This is a genomic window from Flavobacterium sufflavum (assembly GCF_004016525.1).
Classification (GTDB): domain Bacteria; phylum Bacteroidota; class Bacteroidia; order Flavobacteriales; family Flavobacteriaceae; genus Flavobacterium; species Flavobacterium sufflavum.
Map to the genome: position 1 here is coordinate 611,795 of NZ_SACJ01000001.1, position 14,805 is coordinate 626,599.

At 34.9% G+C, this 14,805-nt stretch carries 18 protein-coding genes; 13 read left to right on the plus strand and 5 right to left on the minus strand.

Translation table 11 applies throughout. The annotated features are described in order from the left end of the window. The first annotated feature begins 217 nt into the window (after positions 1 to 217). From EOD40_RS02070 to EOD40_RS02090, 5 genes are all read left to right on the plus strand, one after another. A complete protein-coding gene (locus tag EOD40_RS02070) occupies positions 218 to 592 on the plus strand; it encodes a hypothetical protein (RefSeq protein WP_128193234.1) in 375 nt (124 codons plus the stop codon). Further along, positions 592 to 1,503, plus strand: a complete 912-nt coding sequence (hemF, locus tag EOD40_RS02075; protein ID WP_128193235.1) for an oxygen-dependent coproporphyrinogen oxidase — start codon at positions 592 to 594, stop codon at positions 1,501 to 1,503. Before EOD40_RS02070 ends, hemF begins: the two co-directional genes overlap by 1 nt. 85 nt (positions 1,504 to 1,588) lie before the next feature. Continuing rightward, positions 1,589 to 1,966, plus strand: a complete 378-nt coding sequence (locus tag EOD40_RS02080) for a protease inhibitor I42 family protein (RefSeq protein WP_128193236.1) — start codon at positions 1,589 to 1,591, stop codon at positions 1,964 to 1,966. A 5-nt stretch (positions 1,967 to 1,971) separates the two neighbouring features. Next, positions 1,972 to 2,970, plus strand: a complete 999-nt coding sequence (hemB, locus tag EOD40_RS02085; protein ID WP_128193237.1) for a porphobilinogen synthase — start codon at positions 1,972 to 1,974, stop codon at positions 2,968 to 2,970. 23 nt (positions 2,971 to 2,993) lie between these two features. Beyond that, positions 2,994 to 3,395, plus strand: a complete 402-nt coding sequence (locus EOD40_RS02090; RefSeq protein ID WP_128193238.1) for a c-type cytochrome — start codon at positions 2,994 to 2,996, stop codon at positions 3,393 to 3,395. A gap of 89 nt (positions 3,396 to 3,484) precedes the next feature. Here EOD40_RS02090 and EOD40_RS02095 read toward each other — a convergent pair whose 3' ends face one another. Next, positions 3,485 to 4,192: a class I SAM-dependent methyltransferase gene (locus EOD40_RS02095; protein WP_128193239.1), complete on the minus strand. Its 708-nt coding sequence runs from the start codon at positions 4,190 to 4,192 to the stop codon at positions 3,485 to 3,487. 89 nt (positions 4,193 to 4,281) lie between these two features. Here EOD40_RS02095 and EOD40_RS02100 point away from each other — a divergent pair, with 89 nt between their 5' ends. The 8 genes from EOD40_RS02100 to EOD40_RS02135 all read left to right on the plus strand — a co-directional run bounded on the left by EOD40_RS02100 (position 4,282) and on the right by EOD40_RS02135 (position 12,151). Continuing rightward, positions 4,282 to 5,169 carry a LysR family transcriptional regulator gene (locus EOD40_RS02100; RefSeq protein WP_128193240.1) on the plus strand — a complete coding sequence of 296 codons (888 nt, stop codon included), beginning with the start codon at positions 4,282 to 4,284 and terminating at the stop codon, positions 5,167 to 5,169. A 4-nt stretch (positions 5,170 to 5,173) separates the two neighbouring features. Then, positions 5,174 to 5,896 carry a DUF4184 family protein gene (locus tag EOD40_RS02105; protein WP_128193241.1) on the plus strand — a complete coding sequence of 241 codons (723 nt, stop codon included), beginning with the start codon at positions 5,174 to 5,176 and terminating at the stop codon, positions 5,894 to 5,896. Between the two features lie 60 nt (positions 5,897 to 5,956). Continuing rightward, a complete protein-coding gene (locus EOD40_RS02110; protein ID WP_128193242.1) occupies positions 5,957 to 6,430 on the plus strand; it encodes a methylated-DNA--[protein]-cysteine S-methyltransferase in 474 nt (157 codons plus the stop codon). Positions 6,431 to 6,490: 60 nt separating this feature from the next. Continuing rightward, a complete protein-coding gene (locus EOD40_RS02115) occupies positions 6,491 to 7,645 on the plus strand; it encodes a serine hydrolase domain-containing protein (protein WP_128193243.1) in 1,155 nt (384 codons plus the stop codon). Positions 7,646 to 7,668: 23 nt separating this feature from the next. After that, positions 7,669 to 8,382 carry a 3'-5' exonuclease gene (locus tag EOD40_RS02120; RefSeq protein ID WP_128193244.1) on the plus strand — a complete coding sequence of 238 codons (714 nt, stop codon included), beginning with the start codon at positions 7,669 to 7,671 and terminating at the stop codon, positions 8,380 to 8,382. Positions 8,383 to 8,496: 114 nt separating this feature from the next. Next, the gene (locus EOD40_RS02125; RefSeq protein ID WP_128193245.1) at positions 8,497 to 9,936 is read left to right on the plus strand and encodes a nucleoside recognition domain-containing protein; all 1,440 of its coding nucleotides are present in this window, start codon (positions 8,497 to 8,499) and stop codon (positions 9,934 to 9,936) included. A 171-nt stretch (positions 9,937 to 10,107) separates the two neighbouring features. Continuing rightward, on the plus strand, positions 10,108 to 10,290 hold the full coding sequence (locus EOD40_RS02130; RefSeq protein WP_231129560.1) for a hypothetical protein: 183 nt from the start codon (positions 10,108 to 10,110) through the stop codon (positions 10,288 to 10,290). A 259-nt stretch (positions 10,291 to 10,549) separates the two neighbouring features. Continuing rightward, positions 10,550 to 12,151 (plus strand): fumarate hydratase, encoded by a 1,602-nt coding sequence (locus EOD40_RS02135; RefSeq protein ID WP_128193247.1) that lies wholly within the window; start codon positions 10,550 to 10,552, stop codon positions 12,149 to 12,151. Between the two features lie 118 nt (positions 12,152 to 12,269). On the opposite strand, the gene EOD40_RS02140 is transcribed toward EOD40_RS02135, so the two are convergent. The 4 genes from EOD40_RS02140 to EOD40_RS02155 form a co-directional block, all read right to left on the minus strand. Further along, complete coding sequence (locus EOD40_RS02140) at positions 12,270 to 12,929, minus strand: CoA transferase subunit B (protein WP_128193248.1); 660 nt, start codon at positions 12,927 to 12,929, stop codon at positions 12,270 to 12,272. 118 nt (positions 12,930 to 13,047) lie between these two features. Beyond that, positions 13,048 to 13,536: a hypothetical protein gene (locus EOD40_RS02145; protein ID WP_128193249.1), complete on the minus strand. Its 489-nt coding sequence runs from the start codon at positions 13,534 to 13,536 to the stop codon at positions 13,048 to 13,050. Positions 13,537 to 13,586: 50 nt separating this feature from the next. Next, positions 13,587 to 14,288, minus strand: coding sequence for a CoA transferase subunit A (locus EOD40_RS02150; RefSeq protein WP_128193250.1), 702 nt, complete (start codon positions 14,286 to 14,288; stop codon positions 13,587 to 13,589). A 78-nt stretch (positions 14,289 to 14,366) separates the two neighbouring features. After that, complete coding sequence (locus EOD40_RS02155) at positions 14,367 to 14,801, minus strand: GNAT family N-acetyltransferase (protein WP_128193251.1); 435 nt, start codon at positions 14,799 to 14,801, stop codon at positions 14,367 to 14,369. Positions 14,802 to 14,805: the final 4 nt, after the last annotated feature.

Below are 14,805 nucleotides of genomic sequence, written 5' to 3' on the forward strand. Positions count from 1 at the left end.
AGGTTCAGGGATGTTTATAATTGGACTACTTATGTTATCTATGATAGTTTGTGTTTTAACATTACTTTGGATAATTATTTCAAACATTATAAATAAAATAAAATTTTACACTGATATACAATATAGTTTGATGATTTTACTAATTTGGACTATAGCTATTTTAGTAAAATAAGATTATAACTATTTTTTGAAAACCTTGCAGGAGAAAAACTGAAAAATGCTAAACAAAGGCTTAAGAGACCAAGAAAGTATAAGAATAGACAATGTGCTAAAAACGTTGCATTCTTTGGTTTTTGTACCTGAAAACGCATTTGATGTTCATAAAATAGAAGAAGCTCTAAAAGATTTCGGGCTAAATATCGAAAGTTTGATTGCAATAGCACCAAATGACTTGATTATACTTTTGGAAAGATTGCATCTGGACTGGAATCAATTCGAACAATTTGCTGATTTTCTGGTTGCTTTTTCGAAAGAAGGTAAATTTGATTTTAGAGAAAAAGCCATTTCCGTTTACAATTACATTCAATCGGAGAGCAAGACTTTTTCGTTTGGAATTTTTAATAAAATAGCTTCCGCAAAAGCCAATTTATAATGAAAGAACAATTTTACACCTACATACAAAACTTGCAAGACCAAATAGTCGCAGGACTTGAAGCGGTTGATGGTCAAGCCAAATTTAAAGAAGACCTTTGGAAACGCCCGGAAGGTGGCGGCGGAAGAACGCGCGTTATTGAAAACGGAGCCGTTTTCGAGAAAGGCGGAGTAAATATCTCTGCCGTTCACGGAAAATTACCCGATTCTATGCAAAAACTGTTCAACGTAGGCGAAGCCGATTTTTTTGCCTGCGGATTAAGTTTGGTCATTCATCCAAAAAGCCCAATGGTGCCAACAGTTCACGCGAACTGGCGCTATTTCGAAATGTACGATGATAACGGAAATGTCATTCAGCAATGGTTTGGCGGTGGACAGGATTTAACCCCTTATTATTTGTTTGAAGAAGATGCAATACATTTTCATCAGACTTGCAAAAACGCCTGTGACAAACACAATCCTGAGTTTTATCCGAAATATAAAAAACAATGCGATGCTTATTTTTGGAATGCACATCGGAATGAAGCAAGAGGAATAGGAGGATTGTTCTTTGATTATTGCAAAGCAACTCCAGAAATGTCAATGGAAAATTGGTTTAACTTTGTAACCGAAGTAGGCAATAGTTTTCTTCAGGCTTATGTTCCAATAGTAGAACGTAGAAAAGATTTACCTTATACAGCTGAACAAAAAAACTGGCAGGAAATTCGTCGTGGACGTTATGTAGAATTCAATTTAGTTCACGATAAAGGCACTTTATTTGGCTTAAAAACCAACGGAAGAATTGAATCTATTTTGATGTCTTTACCTCCACATGTACAATGGGTGTACGACCATCATCCGAAAGCGGGAAGTGATGAAGAAAAACTATTAGAAGTATTAGAAAAACCAGTTGATTGGATAGAAATTTCTTAAAAAAATATTTTTTAACGCAACCTTTTTTTAAAGTAGAATCTTATAATTAATAACAAAACCCAAAGGTTTATAAAATTTAAGAATCATGAAAAAAGTACTACTAGTTGTTTTAGCATTAAGTTTGTTCTCTTGTAGCAAAGAAAATGAAACAGATCCTGTTTTAGAACAGAATTATTTCGAAATCAATAAAAATGATACATTTGATGTTTCATTATATTATTCTGCTACAACTGGTTATTCTTGGAAATGGATAAAGGATAAAACTAATAAGTCAATAGATTCGATAAGCGTAAATTATGTACTTGAAGATTATGACCCGAAATTAATTGGAGGTGGAGGAAATGAAATTTGGAAATTTATAGGAAATGAAAAAGGGACTTATATATTAACATTCGAAAAATCCCGACCTTGGGAAACAAATTCGACTATTGAAACTAAAAATATTACTGTAAAAATAAATTAAAAAACATGTTCCCATTACAAAGAGGCAGAAGATTAAGAACCAACGAATCCATTCGTTCTTTAGTGCGTGAAACCAGTTTAAGTCCTTCTGATTTTATGTTTCCAATGTTCATTGCCGAAGGCGAAAATGTACAAGTGGAAATCCCATCGATGCCGGGAATCTTTCGCCGTTCGATTGATTTAACCGTAAAAGAAGTTCAGGAATTATTCGATTTAGGAATTCGTGCGGTAAATATCTATGTAAAAGTAAGCGAAAATTTAAAAGACAATACAGGAAAAGAAGCGTGGAATCCAAACGGATTGATGCAACAAGCCATTCGTGCTATCAAATCCGCCTGTCCCGAAATGATTGTAATGCCCGATGTGGCATTGGATCCTTACTCTATCTACGGCCATGACGGAATTATTACTAATGGCGATGTTGAAAACGATTCGACTAACGATGCCTTGGTAAAAATGGCGGTTTCTCATGCCGAAGCCGGAGCCGATTTTGTAGCACCTTCTGACATGATGGACGGACGTGTATTGCGTTTGCGTCAAGGACTGGATGCAGCAGGTTTCCACAATGTGGGAATCATGAGTTATTCGGCTAAATATGCGTCAGCGTTTTACGGGCCTTTTCGTGATGCCTTAGACTCTGCACCAAAAGAAGCCGATGTAGTGGTTCCAAAAGACAAGAAAACCTACCAAATGGACTATGCTAACCGCATTGAAGCCATCAAAGAAGCTTTGTGGGATGTCGAAGAAGGTGCCGATATGGTGATGGTAAAACCCGGAATTGCCTATTTAGACATCGTTAGAGAGGTTAAAAACGCAGTAAATGTCCCTGTAACGGTTTATCATGTTTCGGGCGAATATGCAATGATTAAAGCCGCTGCCGAAAGAGGTTGGCTGGACAATGACAAAATCATGATGGAACAATTAATGTGCATCAAACGTGCCGGTGCCAGCCTGATTTCGACTTATTTTGCGAAAGAAGCCGCCATTATTTTAAATCAAAAATAAACCAAAAATGAAATATTAATAGCATGAGTAAAAAATTAGTACTTATAGCATTGGCTTTCCTTGCTTTTTCCTGCAAAAAAGAAAGTCAGGAATCTTCTAACAAAGAAGAAGAACAAAATACTGTTGTTGCCGAAGACAAGGAATTAGCACCTGAAGAACTGGGGAAAGTTATTTTTGAAGGCAAAGGAAACTGCATTTCCTGCCATAAAACTGATGAAAAGTTAATTGGTCCCAGCCTACAGGAAATTGCCAAAATTTACCAGGAAAAAGACGCTAAAATCGCTACTTTCCTAAAAGGAGAAAGCGAAGCCATTGTTGATCCTTCGCAATTTGCCGTTATGCAGGCCAATTTAACATTGACAAAAACATTTTCTGATAAAGAATTACAAGGCTTAGAAGCTTATATTCATTCGAATTTGAAATAAATTAAGAGAATCACAAACACAGAAACCATTCGGGAAATCGAATGGTTTCTGTGTTTTAAATAAAACCTCTTTGCTGACTTTGTGGTTAATTACTTTATCCCTCCAAAAGCCCCAAAACAAGCATTTTTATGTAAAATTTCGGTGCTTGAAAAACCTACTTTTTTCATCAAATCCAATTGGTAAGTCATCGATCTCGGCGTATCTTCTTTTTCGATATAATCAAATACTTTTTGCTGGTATTCCTCTCCACCGTGTTGCTTCAAATAATTCCCATACATTTTCCAAACCAATCCATTAACACCTTCATGATCTTGAACCAATAAATCAGATATCAAGAAACAGCCTCCGGGCGTTAAACTGTCAAACAACTTTTGGAACACCAATTCCCAATCGGAGTCCTCTCGTAAATGATGCAAAACCGCTCCTGCCAAGATAATATCAAAATGATTCTTAGGTAATTCGATGTCTCGAATGTCTCCTTGAATGGTTTCGACTTTAGCTGAAGTAACTTCAGAAACACGCTCAAAAGCTTTATCCAACATATTCTGACTCAAATCGACCAAAGTGCAGTTCAAATTAGGTACTTTAGACAACATTTTCAACGTATAATTTCCCGCTCCGCAACCCAAATCTAAAATTGTTGTGGCTTCCGGTTTTACAGCTCTTGCGGTACATGTAATCAATTCTAATGCAATTTTTGCATCCATTGTGGCTACCTGTCCTGTTTCTAAATTCGAGAAACGTTCCACCTCATTATCAAAACGTTCCCTGATTTCTGTTACTGTTGATTTTTTCATAGTTTCTAATTTTGTTTTACAAACCTAAAATTTTTATATATGACTCAAAAATGCTTATTTTGTCATTAATCAATACTCAATAAGTATTTATGGAATTACGTCATCTAAAATATTTCCTCAAATTAGCCGAAGAACTGAGCTTTGTTCGCGCTGCCGATAAACTCTTCATTTCTCAACCGCCTTTAAGCCGTCAGATAAAAGAATTGGAAACAGAACTGGGTGCTACACTTTTCGAAAGAAATAACAAACGAGTAATCCTTACCGATGCGGGGAAATTTTATCAAAAAGAAATCCGGGAACTGCTCAAAAATTTAGAACGCATTAACATTCAGACTAAAAAAATAAGCGAAAATCAAAGTGGCGAATTCCGGATTGCCTATGTCAGTTCTACTTTTTCGGGAGATATTTCTAAGTTGATACAATTTTTGTCTGCTCAATATCCTTTTGTCAATTTTCGATTGTATGAAGTACCTACGGTCAAACAAATTGCCGCTTTAGAGGAAGGAAAAATCGATTTTGGAATCATTCGTGCGCCTTTGCATTCGCCAAAAATCGATTCCCAATTGTGGTTTAAAGACAGTTTTTCATTGGTATTTAATCGAAATAAATATGCTATTGCCTCGGAAGACGAACTGGAAATATTAAAAGAAGCCACCTTTGTGTTTTTTAATAAGCAATATGCTCCTTATTTTTATGATGCTTTATTGCAAATTTGTGCCCAATATGGTTTTAACCCAAAAGTAGTGCATGAATCCAACAATATTTCGTCTATCATTCAATTGGTTAAAAATGGTTTGGGAATTTCGATAGTTCCAACCGCCATTATGAAAAGTCATAATTATCCCGAATTGGAATTTTTAGAACTCAAAAAAGTAAATCTTTCTACCGATATTTTATTGGCTACACCAAAAGGAAATCAATCCGAAATTTCAAAAGCAGCCATAGAATTTTTAATGGAACAAAACAGTAAAAAATAAAAATATGCCATTTACATTTTCACATCCGGCCATAGTTTTACCACTATCATATTTACCTAAAAGATGGATTTCATTAACGGCTCTTATCGTTGGAAGTATGACTCCTGATTTCGAATATTTTTTAAGAATGAAAGTACAAAGCTATTATAGTCATACACTTTCCGGTATATTTTGGTTTGATTTACCATTAGGAATTATAATCACATTTCTATTCCATACAATAGTACGTAATAGCTTGTTTTTAAATTTACCGCTACAAATTAAAGCGAGGTTATTTGAATATCAAAAATTCGATTGGATCAATTATTTTAAACACAATGGGATTGTAGTAATTATTTCCCTGTTAATTGGAATTGCTTCTCATCTATTTTGGGATAGTTTTACCCACAATCTTGGATATTTTGTAGAAATTATACCGTCATTAAAAAATAAAACCAATTTGTTCAATTTACAAATTCCCATTTATAAAATCTTGCAACATTCCAGTAGTTTAGTTGGCGCAATTATAATTATACTTGGATTTAAAAAATTACCAATAAGCAAAATTGAAAACACCGAAATTAATTTTAAATATTGGCTAATCTTAATAATAACCGCTCTATTAATAATTTTAATTAGATTTTTAATAGGCTTATCATTCCATGAATATGGAACTATTATCATTACAATTATTTCTGCTACATTAATTGGATTAATTATTACTCCGATTTTAACAGATAAGTTATAATTTTTCTTTGTGAACATTGCGAAAACTTTGTGTACTTTGCGGTAAAATCAAGATATAAACATGGAAACTTGTTTCTTCAAAACACCTTTAGGAATTGCCCAAATCACAGGAGATGAAAACGGAATTTCAATAATTTCAATTGCTGATGAAGGAGAAATTAGTCCTGAAATTCCTGTCGTTTTACAAGAAGGAGTTACACAACTTCAGGATTATTTTGATGGAAAAAGAACCACTTTCGACTTTAAATTGAATCTAAAAGGAACCGAATTTCAGCAAAAGGTGTGGCAGGCTCTACTCGAAATTCCTTTTGGGAAAACCTGCAGCTATATGGATTTATCAAAGAAACTTGGTGATGTAAAAGCAATTCGCGCTGTGGCTTCCGCCAATGGTAAAAATCCGCTTTGGATTGTGGTTCCTTGTCACAGAGTCATTGGAACTGATGGTTCGCTAACGGGTTACGCCGGTGGATTGTGGCGCAAAAAATGGTTATTGGAACACGAAAATCCATCGCGAAAACAAGAACTTTTGTTCTGAAATTAAAATATACATTTATCATTTTTTATGTAAATTCGTACTGAAGCTAATTCAAACCCCATGAAAAAACTCAAAAAAACACTAGTCGGATTGGTCATTTTTATAGGTGTTCTAATCCTTTCGCTCTATATTTTCAAGAAAGACTATTTGTTAAGAGCTGTTAGAGTTACTTATTTTAACGGACATACAACCGCTTTTTTAGATGATTATAAATATTTTGACAATCGAATTATCCAAAAAAGTAATCAACCGCAACCTTGGAATTTAGCCAAAGATTACAACCAGGTAAAACCTACGGACAGATTAGAACAGCTACACAAAGAAATGGGGACTGTGGCTTTTTTAATTATCAAAAACGATAGCATCTGGAACGAAAACTACTATGATAACTACAGCAAAGATTCTAAGTCGAATTCTTTTTCGATGGCCAAAAGTATCGTAACGTCTTCCTTAGGAAAGGCTATCATGGAAGGAAAAATCAAAAATTTAGACCAAAAAGTAGGCGACTTTTTTCCTGAATTCAAAAAAGGAAAATCGGCACAAATGACTGTGGGAGACTTGGCTTCCATGTCCTCAGGATTGGATTGGGATGAATCCTATTACGACCCATTTTCAATTACTACTCAGGCCTATTTTGATGAGAATTTAACTCCAGTCATATTGGGTTTGAAAAGTATTCAAGAACCTGGAAAAGGTTATAAATACCTGAGCGGAAATACCCAACTTTTAGCAATGTGCATCGAAAAAGCAACAGGAAAAAATTTAGCCGATTATGTTTCAGAATCATTCTGGAAGCCTTTAGGAGCTGAAAGTGATGCTTTTTGGCAAACAGACAAAAAAGACGGAATGGTAAAAGCCTTCTGTTGCATTGCCGGTAACGCCAGGGATTTTGCCCGTTTTGGAAAACTCTATCTTCAACATGGAAAATGGAATAACAAAACCATTTTAGACAGCGCTTTTGTAGCCAAATCAGTAAGACCACGTTTTAAAGGATCTCCTCAATATGGCTATGGTTGGTGGCTAAGCCAATATAAAAACAAACAACTTTTTTATATGCGTGGTCATTTAGGGCAATATGTAATTGTAATCCCCGAAGACCAGCTAATCATTGTGCGATTAGGAAATAAAGAACATAAAAAAACCAATACTAATCCGCATAGTGAAGATTTGTTTGTGTACCTGGACGAAAGCTATAAAATGCTTGGAAAAAATTAATTTTAGAATGAAAAACGAAACTGATGATTGAAAAAATAAACCTCAACAACATCTTATTTCTGGATATAGAAACGGTTCCTGAAACGGAAGATTTCAACTCTTTGGATTCAGAGATGCAAGCCTTGTACGAACAGAAAACCCAATACCAACGCAAAGACGATTTCTCAGCAGAGGAATTTTATGATCGGGCGGGAATTTGGGCTGAATTTGGTAAAATTGTATGTATCTCAGTTGGTTTTTTTGTCATTAAAGGCGATATCCGCAACTTTAGAGTGACTTCATTTTTTGGAGAAGAAGCCAAGCTTCTGAAAGATTTCAATAATTTACTGAACAATCATTTCAATGGTCCACAACATCTTTTGTGCGGACATAATGCCAAAGAATTTGACATACCATTTCTTGCCCGCCGCATGATTATCAACCAAATCCCAATTCCCGACAAGCTGAATTTATTTGGCAAAAAACCTTGGGAAATTCCGCATTTAGATACTTTAGAGTTATGGAAATTTGGCGATTACAAGCATTTCACTTCTTTAAAACTAATGTGCAAAGTCCTCGGAATCCCTTCTCCCAAAGGCGATATCGACGGCAGTCAGGTAGGACATGTTTTTTATGTGGAGAAAGACATCGACAGAATTGTAACTTATTGCGAAAAAGACACTATTGCCGTAGCGCAAATATTTCTTCGTCTACGAAGAGAAGATCTATTAATTGAAGACGAGATTATTCATGTTTAATAATTTACCGCAAATTCGCAAATTGAATTTTAGCATACCTAAATATTTATTTTAATTTGCGAATTTGCGGTTGAACTTTTTTCAAAATTTTTACATTTACAAAAATTATAAATTATGGTATTAAGTAGATTTTGGTTAGTAATTTTCATTTCGTCGATTGCATTTGTGATGTTCAGTTTGTTTTCTGGCAATAGTTATACAATAGACCATGTTTTAAACGGAAAGAAAGACGATCCTATTTTAATTTCTGAAAAATATATCGATCAAATTCCTGCTTTTATAAAAGACAGTATCAATAAATCGGAAGAAAAAACCTTTACGATTAATAGAGATACGCTAAATATTGATACTACCTATGTCTATAAAAATAAAACGGTAAAAATCTACAGTGGTGTTCAAAAATCGGATGGTTTATTACCAACCTGTAAAAGTACCTTGCTTGATTTGATTTTGCCACTTATGGCTTATTTGGCTTTTTTCTGTGGATTAATGGAACTTTTAATCATTTCGGGAGTATCTGAAAAACTAGCAAAAGTTTTGAGTCCCGTATTCGTGAAAGTGTTCCCAAGTATCCCTAAAAACCACCCGTCTATTTCCTATATGACCTTAAATTTTGCTGCCAATTTCTTAGGATTGGATTCGGCTGCAACACCTTTTGGATTAAAAGCGATGGAAAGTTTACAGGAAATAAATCCGGAAAAAGACAAGGCCAGCGATGCCCAAATTATGTTCATGTGTCTGCACGCCTCGGGACTTACTTTAATTGCTACTTCGATAATTGGTTATCGCGCTGCTGCCAATGCCAGCAACCCAGCCGATGTGATGCTGCCTTGTATTATCACCTCTTTTATTGGTACTATTGCTGCTTTTTTAATTGTTGGAATCAGACAAAAAATCAATTTCAAAAGTGCTTCTTTACTCATCGGATTAATGATGTTAATTGCGGCTATTGTAGGTTTGTTAATGTATGTAAACCATTTGGATTTAATTGGTAAAAACTATTTCACTACTAATCTTTCTGCGATAATATTGATAGGAATTATTGTTGCTACTTTGATATTTTCTTTTCTTAAGGAGAAAAAATTCACTGAGGCTAATACAACTGTTTACGAAGCTTTTGTATCGGGAGCCAATAATGGGGTTAAAACCGGGGTCACTATTTTCCCTTATGTTTTGGGTATGTTAGTAGCTATTTCATTATTCAGGAACAGTGGTTTATTTGAAATTATCAGTGACTGGATTGCTTTTATTTTTTCGAATATGGGAGTGAACAAAGAAATTACCGATGCTTTGCCAGTAGCATTGCTAAGACCATTCAGTTCTGCTGGATCAAGAGGATTTTTGATTGATTCGATGAATACTTTTGGCGCCGATTCCATGACAGGGAGGTTGAGCTCTATTTTTCAATGCAGTGCCGAAAGTACTTTTTATGTGATTGCGGTTTACTTTGGTTCGGTTAACATAAAAAACACCCGATATGCCTTAGGAACCATGCTTATCGTTGATGTTATTTGTGTGATTACAGCTATTTTCGTGGCGAGCTGGTTTTTTTAAAAACCAAACTCTAATGAAAAATATTTCATGTACAAAGGATTAAAATCTGTTGTCGTAGAAACGAATTATATTCGAGCAATCAATTTTAACAGGATGATGTATCAATAATTCTAGGATTTCTAATCTATTTTTCATTCTTTTGAATTTCATACAAATTTCATACAAATTAAAATGTCAAAATACACTAAATACATCGCAATTGGTTTGCTTATTTTATTCTTAGTTACCAGTTTGTTTAGTTGCGGTGTTGTATATACCAGAAACAATTCATCTGGTAAAATTCCTCCAGGACAGGCTAAAAAAATGACGGGAAGTAAAAGTGCAAAATACTATGCACCGGGTCATAATAAATAATATCTAATAACTTAAACCAATAAAAAAATGTCAAAATACACAAAGTACATCGCCATAGGATTACTGATTCTATTTTTAGTTACTAGCTTATTAAGCTAATTTTAAAACATTATTATTAAAAAAAAGAGATGGTATTTATGAAACACCATCTCTTTTTGCTTGTTTTTATAACAAAAAGTGTGATTTTTCGAAAGAATCACAGCTGTTAAAAGACTGTGGCTACGCTAAATAATTTTTATATTTGTCAAAAAAAATACCAATGGACTTTATATACCAGGATCCTTATCCAATTTTAAAAGACGATACCCAATACCGCAAAATCACTTCAGATTACGTAAAAGTAGAAAAACTAGGAGACAGAGAAATCTTAACTGTTGACCCAAAAGCCTTAGAATTGCTTTCGCAAGAAGCGATGAAAGATGTTTCTTTTATGTTACGTACTTCACATTTGGAAAAATTAAGAGCTATTCTTGATGATCCGGAAGCAACAGACAACGACCGATTTGTGGCTTATAATTTATTGCAAAATGCTGTTGTAGCTATTGATGGCCAATTGCCTTCTTGTCAGGACACAGGAACAGCGATTGTAATGGCTAAAAAAGGGGAAAACGTATATACTGGTGTTGATGATGCCGAATGGCTTTCTAAAGGGATATTTAACACCTATCAGGAACGCAACTTACGTTATTCGCAAATTGTGCCAATCAGCATGTTTGAAGAGAAGAACTCAGGTTCGAATCTTCCGGCCCAAGTTGATATTTATTCCAAAAAAGGAAGTTCGTATGAGTTCTTATTTTTAGCAAAAGGTGGAGGTTCTGCCAATAAAACCTATTTATACCAACAGACAAAATCGTTGTTGAATGAAAAATCACTGGATGCTTTCATTCGAGCTAAAATCATGGATTTAGGAACTTCTGCTTGTCCACCGTATCACCTGGCTTTAGTAATTGGAGGAACTTCTGCCGAAGCAACTTTAGCAGCTGTTAAAAAAGCTTCTGCAGGTTACTATGACAATTTACCTACTACCGGAAACATGGCTGGTCAGGCTTTCCGCGATTTGGAATGGGAAAAAAGAGTGCAAAAGATCTGTCAGGAAAGCGCTATTGGAGCTCAATTTGGAGGAAAATATTTCACGCATGATGTTCGTGTAATTCGTTTGCCACGTCACGCTGCTTCTTGTCCGGTTGGATTGGGAGTTTCCTGTTCAGCCGATAGAAATATCAAAGGAAAAATTACCAAAGACGGAATCTTCGTAGAGCAATTAGAAGTGAATCCAAAACGTTTATTGCCTGAAACACCACCACATTTAGAAGAAGCTGTTGAAGTTGATTTGAACCAACCGATGGCTGATATTCTTAAAAAATTATCACAATATCCAATTAAAACACGTTTGAAACTAAACGGAACTTTGATTGTAGCCCGTGACATTGCACACGCTAAAATTAAAGAATTATTGGATGCCGGAAAACCAATGCCGGAATACTTTAAAAATCACCCGATTTATTACGCAGGTCCTGCTAAAACACCGGACGGAATGCCATCAGGAAGTTTTGGACCAACAACGGCTGGTAGAATGGACGTTTATGTGGAAGAATTCCAAAAAAATGGTGGAAGTATGGTAATGCTTGCCAAAGGAAACAGAACTAAAGATGTGATGAATGCCTGTAAAACTTACGGAGGATTCTATTTAGGTTCTATCGGAGGTCCTGCAGCCATTTTAGCAAAAGAAAACATTCTTTCAGTAGAAGTAGTTGACTTTGAAGAATTAGGTATGGAAGCCGTTCGTAAAATCACGATTAAAGATTTCCCTGCTTTTATTATAACTGATGATAAAGGAAATGATTTCTTTGAGAATTTATAATCTGAGGCACTAAACTACTCAGACACTGAGATTCTAAGTTTACATTTTTTAACCGCAAATTCGCAAATTATTTCAAAGTTTTTGAGATTTAAAATTTGCGAATTTGCGGTTTGTTTTTTTATTCAATCACCATTTCAGGAATATCGCCTTCGATAATCAATTCTGCTTCGGTTGAAGCGATGATATGCTCTACTGTTACTCCGGGAGCTCTTTCCAGTAATTTAATTCCTTTTGGGGTAATTTCCATAACTGCTAATTCAGTCACGATTTTTTTAACGCAGCCCACGCCTGTTAAAGGTAAACTGCATTTTTTTAAAATTTTAGATTCCCCTTCTTTGTTGACGTGCATCATGGCCACAATGATATTTTCAGCAGAAGCCACTAAATCCATCGCACCACCCATTCCTTTGACCATTTTACCGGGAATTTTCCAGTTGGCTATATCGCCGTTTTCGGCTACCTCCATAGCACCAAGAATCGTTAAATCAACATGCTTGCCGCGAATCATTCCAAAACTTAATGCCGAATCAAAAAAGACAGCACCGGGAAGCGTAGTTATGGTTTGTTTTCCTGCATTAATTAAATCAGCGTCTTCTTCTCCCACGAAAGGAAACGGACCCATGCCTAAAACACCATTTTCGCTTTGAAATTCGACGTTTATTCCTTCAGGTATATAGTTGGCCACCAGAGTAGGAATTCCTATTCCTAAATTAACGTAAAAGCCGTCTTGAAGTTCCTGAGCTATTCGTTTTGCAATATCTTCTTTTGTTAAAGCCATAATTTTATTTTTTGAAACATATAAGGCATATAAGTCTTCTTTTCAAACTGAACCCTAGATTTTTGAACCAATGTAAGGGATTTAAGTTTTGGTTGAAAAAGTGTATTTAATATAATTATTATTTTATCATTTCGTTTAGCCATTTTTCTGTAGATTTTGATAAAAAATTATCTTCCGAATAAAACATATCATTCAAAGTTAATTCTTCTTCGTTTGTACAACCGCTACAAATGGTTACTTTTTCCTTACTTGATTTATTAACTTTGATTTGATCAGACTCTTTTATAGTGAGTTTAATTAAATTTTTCTTTTCTAATTTTTCACAGGCAATTGTAGCTAAATATTTCTCGGCAGGGTTAACGTCGTAAAGTTTAGCTTTTAGGTTTGTAAATTTTTTGTTTTTCAGAATATCAGAAATTTTTTTAACAGAATTAGATTTACTTCCTGCATAATAACAAGCAAATCCAATTAAAGTATTTTTGTCAATTACTTTTGGCGGAGGTGGAGAATCAAGTTGTACAATAACTTCTTTTCCATTGCTGTTTTCTTGTTGTTTTTTACAACTCAATGCAATAAAAATTATTAATAAAAGTAAAGCCTGTTTCATCAATTTAAATTTTGTTTTAAAACTGAACACTGTAATCTGAACACTGACCACTATTTTTTCTCTCGAACAGTCCGCTTCTCAATTCTCTTCTCATACTTCTCACCTTGAAAAATCCGTTGCACAAAAATTCCGGGAATATGAATTTGATTGGGGTCTAAAGTACCCGCTTCTACTAATTCTTCTACTTCGGCAATGGTAATTTTAGCAGCACCAGCCATTGCAGGATTAAAATTTCGGGCGGTTCCTTTAAAAATTAGGTTTCCTGCTGTGTCACCTTTCCAGGCTTTTACAATCGAAAAATCAGCATTGAAAGCCAATTCCATCACGTGCATTTTTCCGTTAAATTCACGGGTTTCTTTACCAATGGCAACTTCGGTTCCAAAACCAGCCGGAGTAAAAAAAGCAGGAATCCCATCCTGAGCTGCACGACAGCGTTCGGCTAATGTTCCTTGTGGAATAAGTTCTACTTCAAGTTCGCCAGAAAGCATCTGACGTTCAAATTCGGCATTTTCACCTACATAAGATGAAATCATTTTCTTGATTTGTCTTTTTTGCAAAAGCATACCCAAACCAAAATTATCGACTCCGGCATTATTAGAAATACAGGTGAGATTTTTGATTTCTTTTTGGACTAATTCGGCAATAGAATTTTCAGGAATACCACAAAGCCCAAAACCTCCCAACATAATGGTCGCATTGTCTTTAACATCACGCAGTGCTTCCTGAACAGAATTTACTTTTTTGTAGATCATAACGAATTGATTTCTTTTGATTCTTAAAAATAAGCCTTTATTTTCAAAAGAAAAAACAATATTACAATTCGCCTTGAATTAAAGTTTTGGCTCTATATTTTTATGAAAATGATACGCACTTATGGTAAAATCTTCTTTGAAATATAATTTATGAGCAGTGGTTCTAGCCGGACCGGAATCCAATTGAATGGAAACACATTGCTGTTCCAAAGCAATTTCTTTTAAGTGGTTTAGAAGTTGCGAAGCATAACCTTTGCCTCTATGCCTTTCCAGAGTAGAAAGATCATCCAGATAAAGCATTTTTCCGCAATACAGCATTGTATAAATGCGATAACCTGCTATAGCTACCGTTTGATGGTCTTCCTGAATATAAAGTAAATTATAGCCTTCTTTCTGTAAGTTTCGAATTTGAGAAACAAAATTTTCTCTTTCTAACATTGGTCGTAATACAGAAATAGCTTCCCAACAGGAAGCTATTTCATTATCGGTATTTGCAATTTTAATTTCAGTCATAATG

What these genes read in the sequence shown, in the direction of transcription:
- hemB (WP_128193237.1), top strand. Translation starts at nt 1,972, where the DNA reads ATGTTCCCATTACAAAGAGGCAGAAGATTAAGAACCAACGAATCCATT.
- EOD40_RS02150 (WP_128193250.1), bottom strand. Translation starts at nt 14,288, where the DNA reads ATGATCTACAAAAAAGTAAATTCTGTTCAGGAAGCACTGCGTGATGTT.
- EOD40_RS02105 (WP_128193241.1), top strand. Translation starts at nt 5,174, where the DNA reads ATGCCATTTACATTTTCACATCCGGCCATAGTTTTACCACTATCATAT.
- EOD40_RS02110 (WP_128193242.1), top strand. Translation starts at nt 5,957, where the DNA reads ATGGAAACTTGTTTCTTCAAAACACCTTTAGGAATTGCCCAAATCACA.
- EOD40_RS02155 (WP_128193251.1), bottom strand. Translation starts at nt 14,801, where the DNA reads ATGACTGAAATTAAAATTGCAAATACCGATAATGAAATAGCTTCCTGT.
- EOD40_RS02135 (WP_128193247.1), top strand. Translation starts at nt 10,550, where the DNA reads ATGGACTTTATATACCAGGATCCTTATCCAATTTTAAAAGACGATACC.
- EOD40_RS02090 (WP_128193238.1), top strand. Translation starts at nt 2,994, where the DNA reads ATGAGTAAAAAATTAGTACTTATAGCATTGGCTTTCCTTGCTTTTTCC.
- EOD40_RS02145 (WP_128193249.1), bottom strand. Translation starts at nt 13,536, where the DNA reads ATGAAACAGGCTTTACTTTTATTAATAATTTTTATTGCATTGAGTTGT.
- EOD40_RS02120 (WP_128193244.1), top strand. Translation starts at nt 7,669, where the DNA reads ATGATTGAAAAAATAAACCTCAACAACATCTTATTTCTGGATATAGAA.
- EOD40_RS02130 (WP_231129560.1), top strand. Translation starts at nt 10,108, where the DNA reads ATGTCAAAATACACTAAATACATCGCAATTGGTTTGCTTATTTTATTC.
- hemF (WP_128193235.1), top strand. Translation starts at nt 592, where the DNA reads ATGAAAGAACAATTTTACACCTACATACAAAACTTGCAAGACCAAATA.
- EOD40_RS02095 (WP_128193239.1), bottom strand. Translation starts at nt 4,192, where the DNA reads ATGAAAAAATCAACAGTAACAGAAATCAGGGAACGTTTTGATAATGAG.
- EOD40_RS02140 (WP_128193248.1), bottom strand. Translation starts at nt 12,929, where the DNA reads ATGGCTTTAACAAAAGAAGATATTGCAAAACGAATAGCTCAGGAACTT.
- EOD40_RS02080 (WP_128193236.1), top strand. Translation starts at nt 1,589, where the DNA reads ATGAAAAAAGTACTACTAGTTGTTTTAGCATTAAGTTTGTTCTCTTGT.
- EOD40_RS02125 (WP_128193245.1), top strand. Translation starts at nt 8,497, where the DNA reads ATGGTATTAAGTAGATTTTGGTTAGTAATTTTCATTTCGTCGATTGCA.
- EOD40_RS02070 (WP_128193234.1), top strand. Translation starts at nt 218, where the DNA reads ATGCTAAACAAAGGCTTAAGAGACCAAGAAAGTATAAGAATAGACAAT.
- EOD40_RS02115 (WP_128193243.1), top strand. Translation starts at nt 6,491, where the DNA reads ATGAAAAAACTCAAAAAAACACTAGTCGGATTGGTCATTTTTATAGGT.
- EOD40_RS02100 (WP_128193240.1), top strand. Translation starts at nt 4,282, where the DNA reads ATGGAATTACGTCATCTAAAATATTTCCTCAAATTAGCCGAAGAACTG.